19 protein-coding genes and 1 pseudogene are annotated in these 16,299 nt (G+C 62.0%); 7 read left to right on the forward strand and 13 right to left on the reverse strand.

What is annotated here, in order from left to right:
• Positions 1-7: 7 nt before the first annotated feature.
• Positions 8-850, reverse strand: coding sequence for an IclR family transcriptional regulator (locus tag AC1DJO_RS06695; RefSeq protein WP_112444098.1), 843 nt, complete (start codon positions 848-850; stop codon positions 8-10).
• A 105-nt stretch (positions 851-955) separates the two neighbouring features.
• Here AC1DJO_RS06695 and AC1DJO_RS06700 point away from each other — a divergent pair, with 105 nt between their 5' ends.
• The gene (locus tag AC1DJO_RS06700; RefSeq protein WP_112388429.1) at positions 956-2,152 is read left to right on the forward strand and encodes an aminotransferase class V-fold PLP-dependent enzyme; all 1,197 of its coding nucleotides are present in this window, start codon (positions 956-958) and stop codon (positions 2,150-2,152) included.
• Between the two features lie 178 nt (positions 2,153-2,330).
• Positions 2,331-4,163 carry an ABC transporter ATP-binding protein gene (locus AC1DJO_RS06705; protein WP_112388428.1) on the forward strand — a complete coding sequence of 611 codons (1,833 nt, stop codon included), beginning with the start codon at positions 2,331-2,333 and terminating at the stop codon, positions 4,161-4,163.
• On the opposite strand, the gene AC1DJO_RS06710 is transcribed toward AC1DJO_RS06705, so the two are convergent.
• The 4 genes and pseudogenes from AC1DJO_RS06710 to AC1DJO_RS06725 all read right to left on the reverse strand — a co-directional run bounded on the left by AC1DJO_RS06710 (position 4,160) and on the right by AC1DJO_RS06725 (position 5,181).
• On the reverse strand, positions 4,160-4,402 hold the full coding sequence (locus tag AC1DJO_RS06710; RefSeq protein WP_112388427.1) for a PIN domain-containing protein: 243 nt from the start codon (positions 4,400-4,402) through the stop codon (positions 4,160-4,162). The two genes, AC1DJO_RS06705 and AC1DJO_RS06710, sit on opposite strands and share 4 nt — an antisense overlap.
• Positions 4,401-4,586, reverse strand: a pseudogene (locus AC1DJO_RS06715) (PIN domain-containing protein); the annotation flags it as partial. The gene AC1DJO_RS06710 and the pseudogene AC1DJO_RS06715, both read right to left, overlap by 2 nt.
• A complete protein-coding gene (locus AC1DJO_RS06720) occupies positions 4,587-4,829 on the reverse strand; it encodes a type II toxin-antitoxin system Phd/YefM family antitoxin (protein ID WP_112388426.1) in 243 nt (80 codons plus the stop codon).
• A gap of 133 nt (positions 4,830-4,962) precedes the next feature.
• Entirely contained in the window at positions 4,963-5,181 is a 219-nt protein-coding gene (locus AC1DJO_RS06725) for a hypothetical protein (RefSeq protein WP_112388425.1), read from the reverse strand.
• Between the two features lie 127 nt (positions 5,182-5,308).
• On the opposite strand from AC1DJO_RS06725, the gene AC1DJO_RS06730 reads away from it, so the two are divergent.
• Positions 5,309-5,932, forward strand: coding sequence for a TetR/AcrR family transcriptional regulator (locus AC1DJO_RS06730; protein ID WP_112388424.1), 624 nt, complete (start codon positions 5,309-5,311; stop codon positions 5,930-5,932).
• Between the two features lie 72 nt (positions 5,933-6,004).
• Positions 6,005-6,193 carry a hypothetical protein gene (locus AC1DJO_RS06735; protein WP_112388423.1) on the forward strand — a complete coding sequence of 63 codons (189 nt, stop codon included), beginning with the start codon at positions 6,005-6,007 and terminating at the stop codon, positions 6,191-6,193.
• Here the strand turns inward: AC1DJO_RS06735 and AC1DJO_RS06740 are convergent.
• A complete protein-coding gene (locus AC1DJO_RS06740; protein WP_112388422.1) occupies positions 6,190-6,627 on the reverse strand; it encodes a DUF1810 domain-containing protein in 438 nt (145 codons plus the stop codon). The two genes, AC1DJO_RS06735 and AC1DJO_RS06740, sit on opposite strands and share 4 nt — an antisense overlap.
• Before the next feature lie 59 nt (positions 6,628-6,686).
• Positions 6,687-6,962 (reverse strand): hypothetical protein, encoded by a 276-nt coding sequence (locus tag AC1DJO_RS06745; RefSeq protein ID WP_112388421.1) that lies wholly within the window; start codon positions 6,960-6,962, stop codon positions 6,687-6,689.
• A 234-nt stretch (positions 6,963-7,196) separates the two neighbouring features.
• Here AC1DJO_RS06745 and AC1DJO_RS06750 point away from each other — a divergent pair, with 234 nt between their 5' ends.
• From AC1DJO_RS06750 to AC1DJO_RS06760, 3 genes are read left to right on the forward strand one after another with little or no spacing between them, the layout of a single operon-like run.
• Positions 7,197-8,564 carry an amidase gene (locus tag AC1DJO_RS06750; protein WP_112388420.1) on the forward strand — a complete coding sequence of 456 codons (1,368 nt, stop codon included), beginning with the start codon at positions 7,197-7,199 and terminating at the stop codon, positions 8,562-8,564.
• A gap of 39 nt (positions 8,565-8,603) precedes the next feature.
• Positions 8,604-9,461, forward strand: coding sequence for a sugar phosphate isomerase/epimerase family protein (locus AC1DJO_RS06755; protein WP_112388419.1), 858 nt, complete (start codon positions 8,604-8,606; stop codon positions 9,459-9,461).
• Positions 9,462-9,479: 18 nt separating this feature from the next.
• Complete coding sequence (locus AC1DJO_RS06760; protein WP_112388418.1) at positions 9,480-10,277, forward strand: HpcH/HpaI aldolase family protein; 798 nt, start codon at positions 9,480-9,482, stop codon at positions 10,275-10,277.
• On the opposite strand, the gene AC1DJO_RS06765 is transcribed toward AC1DJO_RS06760, so the two are convergent.
• The 6 genes from AC1DJO_RS06765 to AC1DJO_RS06790 are packed head-to-tail and all read right to left on the reverse strand — an operon-like array spanning position 10,274 to position 16,273.
• Positions 10,274-10,951 (reverse strand): spermidine synthase, encoded by a 678-nt coding sequence (locus tag AC1DJO_RS06765; protein ID WP_112444096.1) that lies wholly within the window; start codon positions 10,949-10,951, stop codon positions 10,274-10,276. The genes AC1DJO_RS06760 and AC1DJO_RS06765 overlap by 4 nt on opposite strands.
• 51 nt (positions 10,952-11,002) lie before the next feature.
• Positions 11,003-11,902, reverse strand: coding sequence for an ABC transporter ATP-binding protein (locus AC1DJO_RS06770; protein ID WP_112444094.1), 900 nt, complete (start codon positions 11,900-11,902; stop codon positions 11,003-11,005).
• Complete coding sequence (locus AC1DJO_RS06775) at positions 11,899-12,702, reverse strand: ABC transporter ATP-binding protein (RefSeq protein WP_112388415.1); 804 nt, start codon at positions 12,700-12,702, stop codon at positions 11,899-11,901. The genes AC1DJO_RS06770 and AC1DJO_RS06775 overlap by 4 nt, the downstream gene beginning before the upstream one ends.
• On the reverse strand, positions 12,699-13,577 hold the full coding sequence (locus tag AC1DJO_RS06780; protein ID WP_405049567.1) for an ABC transporter permease: 879 nt from the start codon (positions 13,575-13,577) through the stop codon (positions 12,699-12,701). Before AC1DJO_RS06780 ends, AC1DJO_RS06775 begins: the two co-directional genes overlap by 4 nt.
• Before the next feature lie 13 nt (positions 13,578-13,590).
• Positions 13,591-14,568: an ABC transporter permease gene (locus AC1DJO_RS06785; protein WP_112388413.1), complete on the reverse strand. Its 978-nt coding sequence runs from the start codon at positions 14,566-14,568 to the stop codon at positions 13,591-13,593.
• Positions 14,569-14,623: 55 nt separating this feature from the next.
• Positions 14,624-16,273, reverse strand: a complete 1,650-nt coding sequence (locus tag AC1DJO_RS06790) for an ABC transporter substrate-binding protein (RefSeq protein ID WP_112388412.1) — start codon at positions 16,271-16,273, stop codon at positions 14,624-14,626.
• Between the last annotated feature and the right edge of the window lie 26 nt (positions 16,274-16,299).

The raw sequence follows: 16,299 nt of genomic DNA on the forward strand, positions 1-16,299 counted from the left end.
GAGAATGTCAGTGGTTGCGCCAGCCCATAATCTTTTCGATGCGTTCCGCCGACGCGCGCACATGCGCCGTGTAGCGGTTCTCGTCCGAAAAGGCCTTCTGCTCGGGAAGGACGATGGAGATGGTGGCAACGCACTGGCCGTCGCGATCGCAGATCGGCGAGGCGATGCAGGCGACCGCATAGTCGGATTCGCCAGCCTGGATCGAAAGGCGCGACTGGAAAGCTGCGCCTGCCGAACTCGACAGCACCTCGGCGTCCATTTCCGCCCGGCCGGTCGGCGAGGTCTTGGCGCATCGTTTGAACAGATCGACGCGTTCCGGCTCCGGCAGGTGCCCGACGAGCAGGCGGCCGGAGGCCGTCCAGTTCAATGGCACGCGGGTTCCGACGCGGGACGCGACCTGGAAATGGCTCGGACCATCGGCCATGGCAAGCACCAGCATATAGTCGCCGTCGCGGCCGCAGACCTGAACGGTCTCGTCCGCCTCGCGGCAGAGGTCGTGCATTTCATGGGTGGCGACGCTCATGAAATCCAACGAGCGGGCATAGGCAAGACCATAGTGGTAAAGCCGGGAGCCGAGCCAGACCGAGCCGTCCGTATTGCGCGACAGCATGTTCTTCTCGACCAGATCATCGACGATCACATAGACGGTGGAGAGCGGCGCCTTGACGGCCTTCGCGATCGCGTAGACACCGGCTGGAGACCCGGTTTCGTAAAGATAATCAATGACCTGCAGAGCACGGTCGATACCGCTTACGCGCGAACGGCGCGCAGTCTTGCCGCCGTCCGCCTCTTCCACAGAGACGCCGTCTTCGGAGTAAACTGCCGATGATGTCTTGCCGTCCAATTGCACGCTCCTCGTCTGAATATGCGAGTTTATTACATTACTATGGCATAGCCGTCACTGAGGCAAATCGCAACACCCCTCACGCAGCGGCCACCGAAATTGGAGATACAAATGTCTGATGACATCCGCACGTCGATCGGCCTTCGCCCGGTCATCAATGTTTCCGGCACCATGACCAGCCTCGGCGCGTCGATCGTCGTTCCCGAGGCAATTGCCGCCATGTCGGCGATCCTGCCGCAGTTCGTCGAGGTCAACGACCTGCAGCGCAAGGCAAGCGCCGTCATCGCCCGGCTGACGGGCGGCGAGGCGGGCTTCGTCACTGCATCCTGCTCGGCAGGTATCTCGCTGGCTGTCGCAGGCACCATCACCGGAAACAATCTGCTGGCGATCGAGAAGCTGCCTGAGGTGACGACGGAAAAGAACGAAGTGCTCGTGCAGATGGGCCACGTCGTCAGCTATGGCGCGCCTGTCGATCAGGCGATCCGTCTTGCCGGCGGCAAGGTCGTGTTCGTGGGACAGGCGACCTCGACGCATCGCTTCCATATGGAAAATGCGATCACCGAAAAGACAGCCGCCGCCGTCTATGTCGTCTCGCACCACGTCGTCGATTACGGTCTGCTGAACCTAAAGGAATTCGTCGAGATCGCTCACGCCAAGGGCGTGCCCGTCATCGTCGACGCGGCCTCGGAATATGACCTGAAGATCTTCCTTGAGCAGGGGGCAGATATTGCGCTCTATTCCGGCCACAAGTTCCTGGGCGGCCCGACCTCGGGCATCGTCGCCGGAAAGAAGGAGCTGGTCCGCAACGCCTTCCTGCAGAACATGGGCATCGGCCGCGGCATGAAGGTCGGCAAGGAAAGCATCTTCGGCGTCATGGCGGCCTTGGAAGCCTGGGAAAAGCGCGATCACGCCGGCATTCGCGAGCGGGAAACCAGCTATCTCAATCTCTGGAAGGAGAAGCTGGAGGGACGTCCGGGCGTGACCGCGCTGATCGAGCCTGATCCGACCAACAATCCGCTCGACCGCATGCGCGTGATCGTCAAGGCCGACGAGGCGCACATCACCGCCTGGGATCTGGCTGACGCGCTCGCCCGCGGCACGCCGCCGATCATCGTGCGCGATCACGAAGTCGAGCATCACTATTTCTATCTCGATCCGTGCAACCTGCATCCGGGCCAGGAAAAGATCGTCGCCAGCCGTCTGGGCGAGGAACTCGACAAGGCGCGTGGCTCCAACGAGATCATCGCGACGCCGATCGAAAACCGCAGCAAGCACCGCTTCGACGGCGCGCTTCGCTGGCCTGACTAAGGGCCGATTGCCCAGAGAATGAAGCAGTGCGTGAAGCCCTCCCCCTTGTGGGGAGGGGTTGGGGAGGGGATCTTACACAAACCCCTCCCGCCTGCCGTAACCCTCCCCACAAGGGGGAGGGTTACGGCTGCCGCAGCGCCGAGCACTGCCGGACGCAACTGAAACGAAGGGGACGACCATGATCGCGGAAGCTCAGAAAAGACAGGCCATTGATCCGGTCCTCTCCGTCCGTAACCTGACGACATCGTTTCTGGTCGATGGCGCCTGGAAGCCCGTGGTTCGCGAGGTTTCCTTCGATGTCGCGCCCGGCGAGACGGTGGCTATCGTCGGCGAAAGCGGTTCCGGCAAGAGCGTTACCTCGCTGTCGATCATGCGGTTGCTGCAGGCGGATTCGAGCCGTATCGAAGGCAAGATCATGCTTGGCGGGCGTGATCTCCTTGCTCTTCCCGAAGAGGATATGCGCAAGGTTCGCGGCAATGACGTCGCGATGATCTTCCAAGAGCCGATGACGAGCCTCAACCCGCTCTTCACCATCGGCGACCAGATTTCCGAGGCGCTGCTCTGCCACAGGTCGATGTCGAAGGCGGATGCCCGCGCCGAGACGATACGTCTTCTGGAGAAAGTGCGCATTCCCTCCGCGGCCTCGCGTTTCGACGAATATCCGCACCGGTTCTCCGGCGGCATGCGCCAGCGCGTGATGATCGCCATGGCGCTCGCCTCGCGGCCGAAGCTCTTGATCGCCGACGAGCCGACGACAGCACTCGACGTGACAATCCAGGGCCAGATCCTCGACCTGATCAAGATGCTGCAGGAAGAGCAGGGGACGTCGGTCCTCTTCATCACCCACGACATGGGCGTCGTCGCCGAAATCGCCGACCGGACCGTCGTCATGTATCGGGGCGAGCAGGTGGAAACCGGCGAGACCGCCGATATTTTCCACCGCGGCAAGCATCCCTATACGCGGGCGCTCCTATCGGCTGTGCCGGTGCTTGGCTCGATGCAGAACTATGAGCGGCCGCTGCGCTTTCCGGTCGTCAACACGGCGACCGGCGAGTCCGATATTCCGGTGCAGACCGCAGATACGGTCGCTGCCACGGCGCGTCCGGTTCTGGAGGTCAAGAACCTCACCAAGCGCTTCGACATTCACTCCGGTCTTTTCGGCAAGCTGACCGGCCGCGTTCACGCCGTTGAAAACGTCTCCTTCGATCTTCATGCCGGCGAGACGCTGTCGCTGGTTGGCGAATCCGGTTGCGGAAAATCGACCACCGGCCGCGCGATCATGCGGTTGATCGAAGCGCAGAGTGGTTCCGTCATCGCCGACGGCAAGGATGTGCTGGCGCTCGACAAGTCGGGTATGCGCGAGATGCGAAAGATCGTGCAGATGATCTTCCAGGACCCCTTCGCCAGCCTCAACCCGCGCATCCGTGTCGGCGATGCGATTGCCGAACCTTATCTCGAACACAAGATGGGAACGGCAAAGCAGGCAAAGGAGCGCGTCGCCGATCTCCTGACCAAGGTCGGGTTGACGCCCGACATGGCCTCGCGGTTCCCGCATGAATTCTCCGGCGGCCAGCGCCAGCGCATCTGCATTGCCCGGGCGCTTGCGCTGGAGCCAAAGGTGATCGTCGCCGACGAAAGCGTGTCGGCTCTCGACGTCTCGATCAAGGCGCAGGTCATCAACCTGATGCTCGATCTGCAGCAGAGCCTGAACCTCGCCTTCCTGTTCATCTCCCACGACATGGCCGTCGTCGAGCGCGTCAGCCATCGCGTCGCGGTCATGTATCTCGGTGAAATTGTCGAGATCGGCCCGCGCGCGGCGGTCTTCGGAAATCCGCAGCACGACTACACGAGAAAGCTGATGGCGGCAGTCCCCGTGCCCGATCCCGACAGAAGGAGCGAGAAACGGGCGGTGGCAAACGACGAGATCAAGAGCCCCATTCGGCCCGTCGATTACGCGATCAAGCCGCTGGAATACCGGGAAGTGTCACCCGGGCATCTAGTGGCGGTCTAGATCAGCCGCGCAGGGATTTCGAGTGCTGCGCCTGCATCCGCCAGGCGGCGGTCCAGCGTTACGAGTTGCGCGCGCGTTTCCTCGGCCAAAGCCAGGTGCAGTGCGTCGCCGGCCCCCAGGTCGACGTTTCGCTGGGCGGTAAGTTTCGCCGCAAGGGCAAAGTGGCGTCTTTCGACGGCAAACCAGCTCGAAGGTCTCGTGGACCAATCCCTCGAAGACCTGCTGGATCTCGGCCTGATATTGGCTGTTCAGCTGCCCGGCGCGGATTTTCAACGCGATTGCCGACGAAAACTCGGTCAGCGTCCAATCGCTGACAACCACGCGGCTCGTGTTCACCGCGTCCCACAAAAAAGCGCTGGCCCGCTCGCTTGAATCGTCGTTGACCAGCGCGGCGATAATGACGGACGTGTCGAGATAGAACATTCAGTACCGTTCGCTGTTGCGCATGCTGCGGATGAAAGTGCCGGAATCGACGCTCTGCTTCGGCTGCGCTTGGCGCAATGCCCGCAACGCTTCGAGGTCGATCGGTGTCTTGGGTTTCCTGATCGGCACGATTTCGGCCACCGGCTTGCCGTGTTTCAGAATTTGCACGGTTTCGCCTGCCTCGACGCGTTCGACGAGTTCGCTGAAATGCGCCTTCACGTCTTCAAGATTAACCTGCGTCATCGCCGCACCTTCATGGGTCTCGAGAGGGTCATATTACCGGAGAGAGGTGAGGGGCAAGCGCATAAAACAGCGAAAGCCGCCGCGTGGGGGATCGCGGCGGCTTTCGCACGGGGGCAGGGAAGGTCCCCGGATGTCAACCGAAGCAGCAAACCGTAGACGGATTTGCGGAGGCCCGGTTGGCGATGGCGTTGATGAAATTGCCGACCTTGGAGGTGTTCGGCTCGCGTTTACGTGCGGCCGTCTCCAGGAGTTGCTTGAAGTCTTCAAGCTTCACGCCGTCGGCGCGCATCACCATGGCGATCAGCGGGTCGCGAAGAGCTTCGGAAATGGTCAAATCTATGGCCTTTGTCATGGTAGTCCTCCTTTCGTGGGCGGTCGCCCGTGTTCCGCAGCCGCAGTCTGCCCTCTCGGCATTGACTCTCGCGATCGGCGGTGTTACCGGTAAGTAACAATGCATTTGTTACCGATCGGTCACATCGATGTCAAGGACTTCGTCCTCAAAAAAATCAGAAACTTCGACTGAAATCGCCCAAGGCATCACGGACGAAAAGATCCCTCCGCGGGAGCGTATCGTCTCGACGGCCTCGGAGCTTTTCCGCGAGCATGGCATCCGCGGCATCGGCGTCGATGCCATTGCCGATGCGGCTCTTACGAACAAGATGACGCTCTACAGGCATTTCGGCTCCAAGGATGAGCTGATCTGCGAAACGCTGCGGCGCGCCTCTGAAAAGGCGGAGCAGATCTGGCGTGATCTGGAAACCGCTCACCCGGGTAATCCGCGTGCCCAGCTCGATGCCTGGGTCGAAGGCCGCGCGCACTGTCTGAACGGCGAGCCGGCGGGCTGCGATCTTGCCAATGCGGCGATCGAGCTCAAGGGCGAGGGCCATCCGGCCTATGGCGTCATTGAGCGCCACAAGGCCGATCAGCGTCAGCGCCTCGTCGCGCTTTGCGCCGCAGCCGGCGCCAGCGAGCCGCAGCTTTTGGCCGATACGCTCACTCTGCTTCTCGAAGGTGCGCGCGTGACGCGTCAGTCGATGGGCAGCGATGGCTGCTGCAGCCATTTCGCCAAAGCGGCAAGTGCTGCCGTCGCCTCCTATTGCTGAAGCACACCGCCGTGGAACCTCCGCGGCGGCGAGGCGTTACCTTCCTGGTCAGGAAGAACCCGTGGCAGTGATATGAACTACACCTATCTCCATCGTCTCTATGCCAAGCGCGCCGAGCTTGAAGCCAAGCTTGAGTTGCACGAGGCACGCGACTGCTTCGGCGACGAGGAGATAGAAGACGGTACCGAAGCAGATCTGCGGCAGCGCCTCAGCGAAGTCACCCAGGAAATCGACAATCTGGAACATTCGCCGGGCGGCTAACTTGCAGCGTCCAGAAGCTCGACAGTCCGCCTGTCGAATTCTCCCTCGTAATATTTGTCGATCGCCCGGTGAAAGGGCGAGCCGTGGTCGCTGATCGCGGCAAACAGCGTGAGCGACGAGCGGAACTTCAGATCATCCGGCGACCCGAGAATGTCATGAGCGCTCCGGCCATCCACCGCCAGCATCGCATCGACGCAGCGAAGCAACCTGGTTCCAAGGATCGGATCGGCGAGATAGGCGGCAGCTTCCTCGGCAGAGCGGATGGCGTATTTCTCCGCCATCGATGAAGTTCCAAGTCCTGCGATCTGCGGAAAGATGAACCACATCCAGTGCGATCGCTTGCGGCCTGCCTTCAGCTCGGACAGAGCCTGGCCATAAATGCCGTTTTGTGCGTCGATGAAACGATCGAGATCGTAGTTCAGGTCACTGGACATGGGGCGCCTCCCTTGCGGGGAACATATGGGAGGCTGCGTGGATTTCCATCATGCTGCCGTCAGCAGCCCCTTTCGGCGTAGGGGCTATATTCGCGGCACGCATCCAGATGGTGGTGGGGGTGCGGAACAGCGGTGACGGGCGCGGCAATTGCCGAGGTCGTCACGGGATCGGTTGCGACAGGCGTGGTGAAGTGGCCGGTGAGGCCGACGATCGCAAGAAGCGCGATCGCTGATACGACTACGAGCCGCTCAATGCCTGAAAGCCTCTGGGCCTTCACATGTTCGGCATAATCCTGCTCGCCGTCGCCGGCGCTAAAACTGTCAAAATTGGTCATGGCATGAAACTCCGAGTATCGCCGCGAGACCTGCCATGAGCTAACCGCTCACAGCGGGTGGGAGCCCGCGTGCGCCACACATTTATGTAGCCGCCTCATTGAATTTAAGCCGTCGCTCAGCAAACGCTGTGTTCAGAAAATGGTATCAATAGACGTTATTGCCCAATCCGGTACTGGCGATGATCGGCGATCCGCGATAGTTCTTTGACCCAGCAGAGATTGCGGATTTTTTCCATGACCAAATCATATGGCGCGATGTCCATTGCGCAGCTTTCTGTCCTTATTCAAAGCGGTGAAGCGGATCCTGTCGCAGTGACGGAATCGATCCTTGCCGGTATCACATCCTATCCGGATCAGACGATTTTCCTCGAACTGACCGAGGATCGCGCCCTTTCGGAAGCCAAGGCATCGGCCGAGCGCCTGAGGCAGGGCCGGTCGCTCGGCGTGCTCGATGGCATACCGATTGCCTGGAAGGATCTCTTCGATATCGAGGGCATCCCGACGACGGCGGGCTCGACCGTTCTGTCCGATGCGCCGGCGGCAAAGAGTGATGCGGCTATCGTCACGGCGCTGAAGCAGGCCGGGATGATCGCCGTCGGCCGCACCAATATGAGCGAATTCGCTTTCTCTGGCCTCGGCATCAATCCGCACTACGGCACGCCGCACAACCCGCACGGCAAGGACCAGCCGCGCATTCCGGGCGGCTCGTCTTCGGGTGCGGGCGCTGCCGTCGCCGCGGGCCTCGTGCCGGTTGCCATGGGCACCGATACCGGTGGATCGGTGCGTATTCCGGCGGCGTTGAACGGCATCACCGGCTACAAGGCAACCCACGGCCGTCACGCCATGGGCGGGGTCTTCCCATTGTCCGGAAATCTGGATTCGCTTGGTCCGCTCTGTCGCACAGTGCAGGATGCCGTGTGGGTGGACGCAGCAATGCGCGGCCGGACTTCGTCCGAGATCACCCGGCGCCCGATCGAAGGTCTTGAAGTCGTCATTCCCGAGAATGTTGTATTCGACGGTGCCGAGCCCGGTGTTGTCGCCACCTTCGAAGCCACAGTCGAGCGGCTGAGCCGCAAGGGCGTCCGCTTTACGCGCATCAAGATGCCAGTCTTCGACGAGATTTTCGCGTTGATGGCAAGATACGGTGCGCTTGTCACCGCAGAAGCCTTTGCCCTGCACCGCGAGCGTCTGGCGGGGCCGGAAGCGGCGCGGATGGACCATCGCGTCGTCATGCGCACCCGGCTCGGCGAGCGCACGACCACTGCCGATTATATCGCCATTCTGGCTGAACGCCGCCGGATGATCGCCGAGAGCGAGGCGCTGATCGCTGGCCGGTTGCTCGCCTTCCCGGCAGTCGCCCACGTCGCGCCGCCGATCGCGCCGCTGGAAGCGGATGACGAGCTCTTCATCGCCGTCAACGGCAAGACCTTGCGCAACACGCTCATCGGCAATTTCCTCGACTGGTGCGGCGTCTCGATGCCCTGCGGCCGCGGCGATGCGGATATGCCGGTCGGCTTCCTGCTGTCAGCGCCTGCCAACTGCGACGAAGCGCTGCTTTCGGCGGCGCTCGCGATCGAGCCGGCGGTGCAGGAGGGGTTCTGAGCGGGCCCGAAAATTATCTGAAATCGGAGGAGTAAGATAATGACGTCACTGCCGAACGGCCGCTTCGCGGTCTCCACCTGGTCACTGCACCGCCTTTTGGGGCCGACCTATCCCTACAGCCCGGATCCGGCAAAGAGCGCTGCGCGCCAGGAGCCGTACGGGGCAGGCGGGGCATCGCTGATAGAACTGCCGAAGCAGCTTGCCGAGCGCGGCATCCATTGCATCGAAGTCTGCTCCTTCCATCTGCCGAGCCTCGATCCGGCCTACCTGGCCGAGTTTCGCGCGGCGATGAAGGCGTCGGGTATCCTGTTCCAGACGCTGCTCGTCGAAGACGGCGATCCGAGCCATCCTGAAAACAGCGAGCGCGATATCCGCTGGATGGCCGGCTGGATCGAAATCGCCAAGGCGCTCGGCGCCGAAAATATGCGCGTCATCGCCGGCAAGCAGAAGCCGTCGGAAGAAAACCTGCAGCGGGCGCTGACGAAACTGAAATGGCTGGCCGCGCAGGCTGACGGAAGCGGTGTTCGCATCGTTGTCGAGAATTGGTTCGACCTGCTGCCGGCACCCAAAGAGATGAACTGGCTGCTCGACGGTCTCGACGGCAAGATCGGGCTCAACGGCGACCTCGGCAACTGGGCGGCGCCTGCGAAATATGCCGGTCTCGCCGATATCATGGGCCGCGCCGAGCTTTGCCACGCCAAGGCCGATTACAATGCCTCCGGGCTCGACTCGGACGACTATCGCAAATGCCTGGAGGCCAGCCGATCGGCGGGTTACACCGGGCCGTTCACGCTGATCTATGACTCGCCCTTCTTCGCGGACGAGTGGGATGGCATCCTTTTGCAGAAGGCCTTCATCGAGGACTTCTTGGACACGCGCCAACGCGCAATCGCTTGAAATGCAAGGAGACATGACATGAGCGCCCCATCGGCTATCGACGGCTTCGCGGCGAGGATCAAAAAGGGCGGCCACGGCGGTCTGGTTTCAGCCTGGATCGGCATTCCCTCGCCGCTGATGGTCAATCATCTGGCGCAGGAGGATTTCGACACGCTGGTCCTCGATATGCAGCACGGCATGTGGGACCTCGGCACTGCGGCGGCGACCGTCTCGCAGATCAGGGCGGCTGGAAAGCCGGCGCTGGCGCGCATTCCGGTCGGCGATTTCGCGGCTGCCTCGCGCCTGCTCGATGCCGGTTTCTCCGGTATCATCGCGCCGATGGTGAACTCCAAGGCGGATGCCGAAGCACTGGTTAGCTTCACCAAATATCCGCCGCTCGGTGAGCGCAGCTGGGGACCGACACTGGCCCTGAATCACACGGGCATTTCGGCCGGCGATTATCTGAAGACCGCAAACGACCTGACCGTGACGATCGCCATGGTCGAGACCCGGGCAGCACTCGCTGCAGTCGACGATATTCTTGGCGTTGATGGTATCGACGGCATTTTCGTTGGCCCTTCGGATCTCTCGATCGCGCTGTCCAACGGTGCGAAGGTTGCGCCGGATACGCCCGAGATCGACAAGGAGCTGTCGCATGTGATCGCCCGCTGCCGGGCGCACAAGAAGTTCGTCTGTGCCTTTGGCAGCGACGGCGCGCGGGCCGGCGAAATGCTGACGCTCGGCTGCGATCTGGTGATCGCGGCAGGCGATTCCACGCAGTTGCGCAATGGCGCCGCCCGCGAGATTGCGGCCGCCCGGAAGGGCTTCAAGGCTTAACGGTTAGGCTTGACCGCCAGCCAGATAACGTGACGCGCGCCGCGGCCCTTCCCGGCGCGCGTACTCACCGCTTCGGTGGCAAAGCCGCCATCCTTGAGCCGGCGGGTAAAGCTGGTGTCCGGTCCCGACGACCAGACGGCCAGCACGCCGCCGGCGCGCAGTGCGGCCTTGGTCGCGCTTATGCCGCCGAAATCGTAGAGCCTGTCGTTGGACTTGCGGGTCAGCCCGTCCGGGCCATTGTCGACGTCGAGCAGGATCGCATCGAACCCAGCCTTTGCGGCGCGGATCGCTTCGCCGACATCACCCTCGAAGATCGTCACGCGCGGATCATCCAGGCATCCCTTGAACACCTCGGCCATAGGCCCGCGTGCCCAGGCAACGACTGCCGGAACCAGCTCGGCGACGACGACTTCGGCATCACCGGGGAGAACGGCGAGCGCCGCCCGCAGTGTGAAACCCATGCCGAGACCGCCGATCAGCACCTTCGGCCGCTTGTGGCTCTTGATGCGCTCGTAGGAGAGGGTGGCGAGGGCTTCTTCCGAGCCGCTGAGACGGCTGTTCATCAGCTCGTTGGCGCCGAGCATGATGGAAAATTCCGAGCCGCGCTGCTTGAGCCGCAGGTCGCCGCCGTCGCCGGGGATGGTTGCCTTGTCGAGTTCGATCCAGGGGAGCATGCCGTTTCGCCTTCCGTTCGGCCGCTCCCCTAGCACAAGCGATAAATGAAGTCACAGGCTGCGGGCAAAATGTCCCGGCGATGCCTCGATGATGGTGTCCTGGGTGGCGGCAGCCGCCTTGCGGATGCCATCGACCTCTTCCGGCTTCAGCCGCGTCTTCGGATCATCGAAGCGGACGTCCGGATCCGGTACCGCCGACAGCAGCAGCCGGGTATAGGGATGGATCGGGTTGTCGATCACCTCTGAAGTCGGTCCCCATTCGACGATCTGGCCGGAATACGTGACGGCGATATCCTCAGCGACGTAGCGGGCGGTCGCGATATCGTGGGTGATGTAGAGAAGGCCGAGATTCATCTGTTGCTTCATCTCGTTCAGCAGATTGAGGACGCCGAGGCGTACCGAGACGTCGAGCATCGAGGTCGGCTCGTCCGCCACGATGATCTCGGGCTTTGCAGCAAGCGCACGCGCAATGTTGACGCGCTGGCGCTGGCCGCCGGAGAGCTCGTGCGGATATTTCGGGGCGACGAGATCGGGGTCAAGGCGCACGCGCTCGAGCAGCTCGCGCACTGTTGCCTCGATCGCCGACGCCTTGATATCGGGGCGGTGCAGCTTGAGCGGCCGTGTCAGATGATAGGCAATCGTATGCGCCGGGTTCAGCGAAGCGAAGGGATCCTGAAAGATCATCTGCACCGAACGCCGGTAGTCGGCGATTTCAGCGCGGCCCGCAGCTTCGACCGGCCTGCCCTTGTAGAGGATCTGGCCCGAGGTCGGCGCATATTCGCGCATGGCCATGCGGGCGCAGGTCGTTTTGCCGCTACCGGATTCGCCGACCAGCGCCAGGGCGCGGCCGGGGTGGAGCGCAAACGAGATCGACCGCGCGGCATGCACTGTCGAGCTGCCGTGTCCGAACGTCTTATCGACCTTGTCGAGAGAGAGGATCGCTTCGCTCATGCGAGCACGCCTCCATGCAGTGAGGGGAAGGAGGCCCAGAGCTTCTTCGTATAGTCGTGCTGCGGGTTCTTGTAGATGTCTTCGGCGCTGTTCTGCTCGACGAGCTTGCCCGCCAGCATGATGCCGATGCGGTCGCAGAACTGCACCATCAGTCCGAGATCATGGGTGATGAACAGCACCGAGAAGCCGAACTGGCGGCGCAGCTCGTTGATGCGCTGCAGGATTTCGCGCTGGACGACGACGTCGAGTGCCGTCGTTGGCTCGTCCATGACGACGAGCTTCGGATCGAGCGCCATGCAGATGGCAATGACGATGCGCTGGCGCATGCCGCCGGAAAACTGATGCGGGTAGTTGCGCATCCGGTCCGGGGCGATATCGACGAGCTTCAGCATCTCGGCCGCCCGTTCGCGCGCCTGCGCCTTGGTCATTCCCTTGTGCTTCTTCAGCACGTCATAGAACTGGTCCTCGATGCGCAGAACCGGGTTCAGCGAATTCATGGCACTCTGAAAGACCATGGCGACTTCGCGCCAGCGGAAGGCTGCAAGGGCTTGCGGGTCGAGGTCGAGGACTTCGCGGCCGGCAAGCAGGATTTCGCTGCCCTTGCGGATCAGCGCCGGCGGCTTGTGCAGGCGGCTGATGGCAAAGGCGATCGTGCTCTTGCCGCAGCCGGATTCACCGGCAAGGCCGAAGACTTCGCCGGGCGCTACATCGAAGCTCACATTGTCGACAGCGCGGAAATCCTTTTCCTCGCCGATATAGTCGATGGTCAGGTTTTTGACCGACAGCAGTGGCTGGCTCACAGGCGGCCCTCCCCGGTGCGGATCAATGTCTTCCAGCGGCCGAGCTGTCCGCCGGTGCGAAGCCGCGGATTGGCAACCTCGTCGACGGCGAAATTCAGCAGCGACATGCCGATGCCGAGCAGCGCCAGTGCGAAGCAGGGTGTCAGGATATCCCACCAGGCGCCGACCGAGAGCGCGGATGCCTTCTGTGCGTTATAGAGCATGGCTCCCCATGAAACGGCCCGGGGATCGCCGAGACCGAGGAATTCCAGCGTCGCTTCGGTGATGATCGCAAAGATGACGCTGCCGATGAAATTGATGCCGACGATCGAGATGACGTTCGGGAAGATCTCGAACAGCATGATGCGCCATTGCGGCTCGCCCATCGTTTCTGCCGATTTGACGAAGTCCTTCTGCTTGACCGAAAGCGTCTCGGCGCGGGTGACGCGTGCGCCCCAGGCCCAGGAGGTTCCGCCAAGGATCAGGGCGATGACGAGGGGGCTCGCCTGGCCGATGAAGGCGGCGAGCACGAGCAGCAGCGGCAGGTTCGGAACGACGAGCACCATGTTGGTGAAGAAGCTGATGACCTCGTCGGTCTTGCCGCCGCGGTAGCCTGAGATGATCCCCAGCGCCGTGCCGACGATGGTGATCAGCAGGCCGGCGCCGAAGCCGACGGCGAGCGAGGTTCGGGCGCCGTAGATCAGCCGCGAAAACACGTCCTGGCCGATGCGCGTCGTGCCGAGCAGATGATCGAGCGACGGCGCCTGATGCGGACGGCCGGTGCGCGCCGTCGGATCATATTGCGTGATCAAAGGCGCGGCGATCGCCACGATGATGATGAAGAGAATGATGGCAACGCCGACGAGTGCCTTGCGGTTGCGCAGCAGGCCGGAAATGAGGGTCTTCATGTCACGCTCCCTTCAATCGCGGATCAAGCAGCACGTAGCTGACATCGACGATGAAATTAGCGACCAGCATGGTGGTGGTCATGATCAGGAGCTGTCCCTGGATAACGGGGTAATCGCGGGCTAGGATTGCCTGGTAGAGGATGTTGCCGAGGCCGGGATAATTATAGACCACCTCTGTGACCAGCGACCCGCCGAGGATGGTGCCGATGGCGATCGCCAGCGACGAGACGGTCGGCAGCAGCGCGTTGCGCGCGGCATACCAGATCATCACGTGCCGGTCGGAGAGACCCTTGGCGCGCGCCATGACGATATAGTCCTCGCCGAGCAGGTTGATCATGTTGTTGCGCATGGTGACGGCAAAGCCGCCGGTCATGACGGCGCAGAGCGTGATCATCGGCAAGACGGCGTGATAGAGCACGCTGCCGATATATTGCAGCGTGAAGGCCGGATCGAGCGACGGATCGGCGGCATAGCCGTTCGGAAACCAGCCGAGCGTGAAACCAAAGATGAAGACGACGATCAGCGAGGTGACGACGGCCGGAACCGAGGTCGCGAAGATCGCCACGACCGAGACGATGACGTCGAAAGCACTGCCACGGCGCCAGGCGGCGAGGATGCCGAGGAAGCTGCCGATGGTGAAGCTGATGACCGTCGCGGTGCCCATCAGGCCGACGGTCCAGACGAGGGCATGACCGAGAACCGAGGTGACCGGCAACGGGAAATACTTGACCGAGCGGCCGAGATCACCGGTGAAGATACTGCCGAGATAGGTCAGATATTGCTGCCACAGCGGCCCGTCCACGAAACCGAAAGTCAGCTTCAATGCCTGCAGGCTCTCCGGCGGCAGTTCGGCGCCGGCGCTCGAGAACATGATCTGCACCGGGTCACCCGGCATCAGGCGCGGCAGGAAGAAATTGATCGTTGCCGCCGCGATGAAGGCTGCCAAGTAGAAAGCCAGGCGGCGTAGCAGGAAAGCCATGGAAACTCCGTGAAACCGGGAGCGGCTGAGGGGAGCCGCTCCCGAGGGTCCGTGCTTACTTTACCGGCTCGAGAGCGAGCAGGTTCAGAAGGCGAGCGGGGTTGGTGCGCGAGATGGACGGATTGACGAAGGGGTTCTCCTTGGTCGACCAGCCGGTGAAGCGCTTGGTGTTGTACTGATACCAGTTCGGGTTGTTGAAGACCGGGATCATCGGCAGATTTTCGGCAACGATACGCTGAGCCTTGTTCATCGCTTCCTTCTGCTTGCCGAGATCGGCGGTCTGCGTGAACTGGGTGACGAGAGCCTCGACCTCGGGATTGAACCAGCGCTGCGCCGTGAAGCGTGTCTTGCCCTTGTCCGAAGCGCTGAAGGCGCGCTTGTAGGGATAGTAGGGCGACGACGAGGCCGGCAGGCTGTTGATCGCGGCGTCGAACTTGCCTTCGATCAAGTCAGAGGTCCAGACGGCTTCTTCCGGGGTCTCGATCTTGGCGTCGATGCCTACGGCCTGCATGCCTTCGATGGCGATGTTGACGGTGTCGATCCAGTCGGTCCAGGAATTCGGCACGATGATCGTGAAGGAAATCTTCGAACCGTCAGGATTGTCGCGGAAACCGTCGCCATCCTTGTCCTTGTAGCCGGCTTCGTCGAGAAGCGCCTTGGCGGCGTCGGCGTCATAGGCTGCCGACTTGCCGAAATCGGCCTTCACGGACGGGTCCGCCCAGCTCTTGTAGAGCTCGCCCATCAGGCCGGGATCTTCGTTCAGCGTCGGATAGCCGTAGCCTGCGACGTCGATCATCGTCTTGCGGTCCAGCGACATGGAGACCGCGCGGCGGAACTTGACGTCGTTGAAGGCCTTCTTGTTGCTCTCGTTGGCGGTTTCCTGGTTGAACAGGAAGGCCACCATGCTACTCGGCGAATACCAGTAGTGATAGTGATCAGGGTCCTTCGAGACATAGACATTGTCGATATCGGGAATGAAGGAAACGCCCCAGTCGAGCGTGCCGTCAGCGGTCGCCGTCAGGATCTGGTTGTTGTCGGCGAGCTGCGGGAAGCGCATGCAGTCGACCTTAAGGTGCTCGGCATCCCAATAGTTCGGGTTGCGGCACTGGTCATAGGTCTGGCCGGTGAAGCGCGGAACTTCGGTCAGCGGGCCGCTGCCGACAGGGGTTTCGTTGGCGAAGGTGACCGGATCGGCAACGTCCTTCCAGACGTGCTCGGGAACGATCGGCAGCTGCGACAGCTGTTCGGCGGCGAGCGAGCTCGGGTCCTTCAGCGTGAAGCGGACGGTCTGGCCATCGACGGCTTCGACGCCGGTGATGAAGCTCCAGATGCTGACGAAGTCGAGAGCCGGGAACTTCTTGAGATATTCGTAGGTGAACTTGACGTCGGCAGCCGTCAGCGGCTTGCCGTCCGACCACTTGAGGCCCGAGCGCAGCTTGAACTCGATCGTCTTCAGATCGTCGGACTGCTTGAAGCTTTCGGCCAGGCGGAAGACCGGCTTGTTGCTGTCGAAGCGGTTGAAGATCACCAGCGGCTCATAGATGAAGTCGAGCGTCGACTGGCGCGACGACGTCTGGTTGAACGGGTTGAAGTTGCGAACCCAGGTCGTCGCCGGTTCGATGTTGGCGGTCAAAACGGTTTGCGCCATGGCGGTGCCGGACAGCAGTGACAGAGCTGTTGCGGCGGCGAATATGTATTTTTTCACTTTATTCCCCTTGGTTGGTTGCTTCG

Source organism: Rhizobium sp. 05N430, from assembly GCF_056396985.1.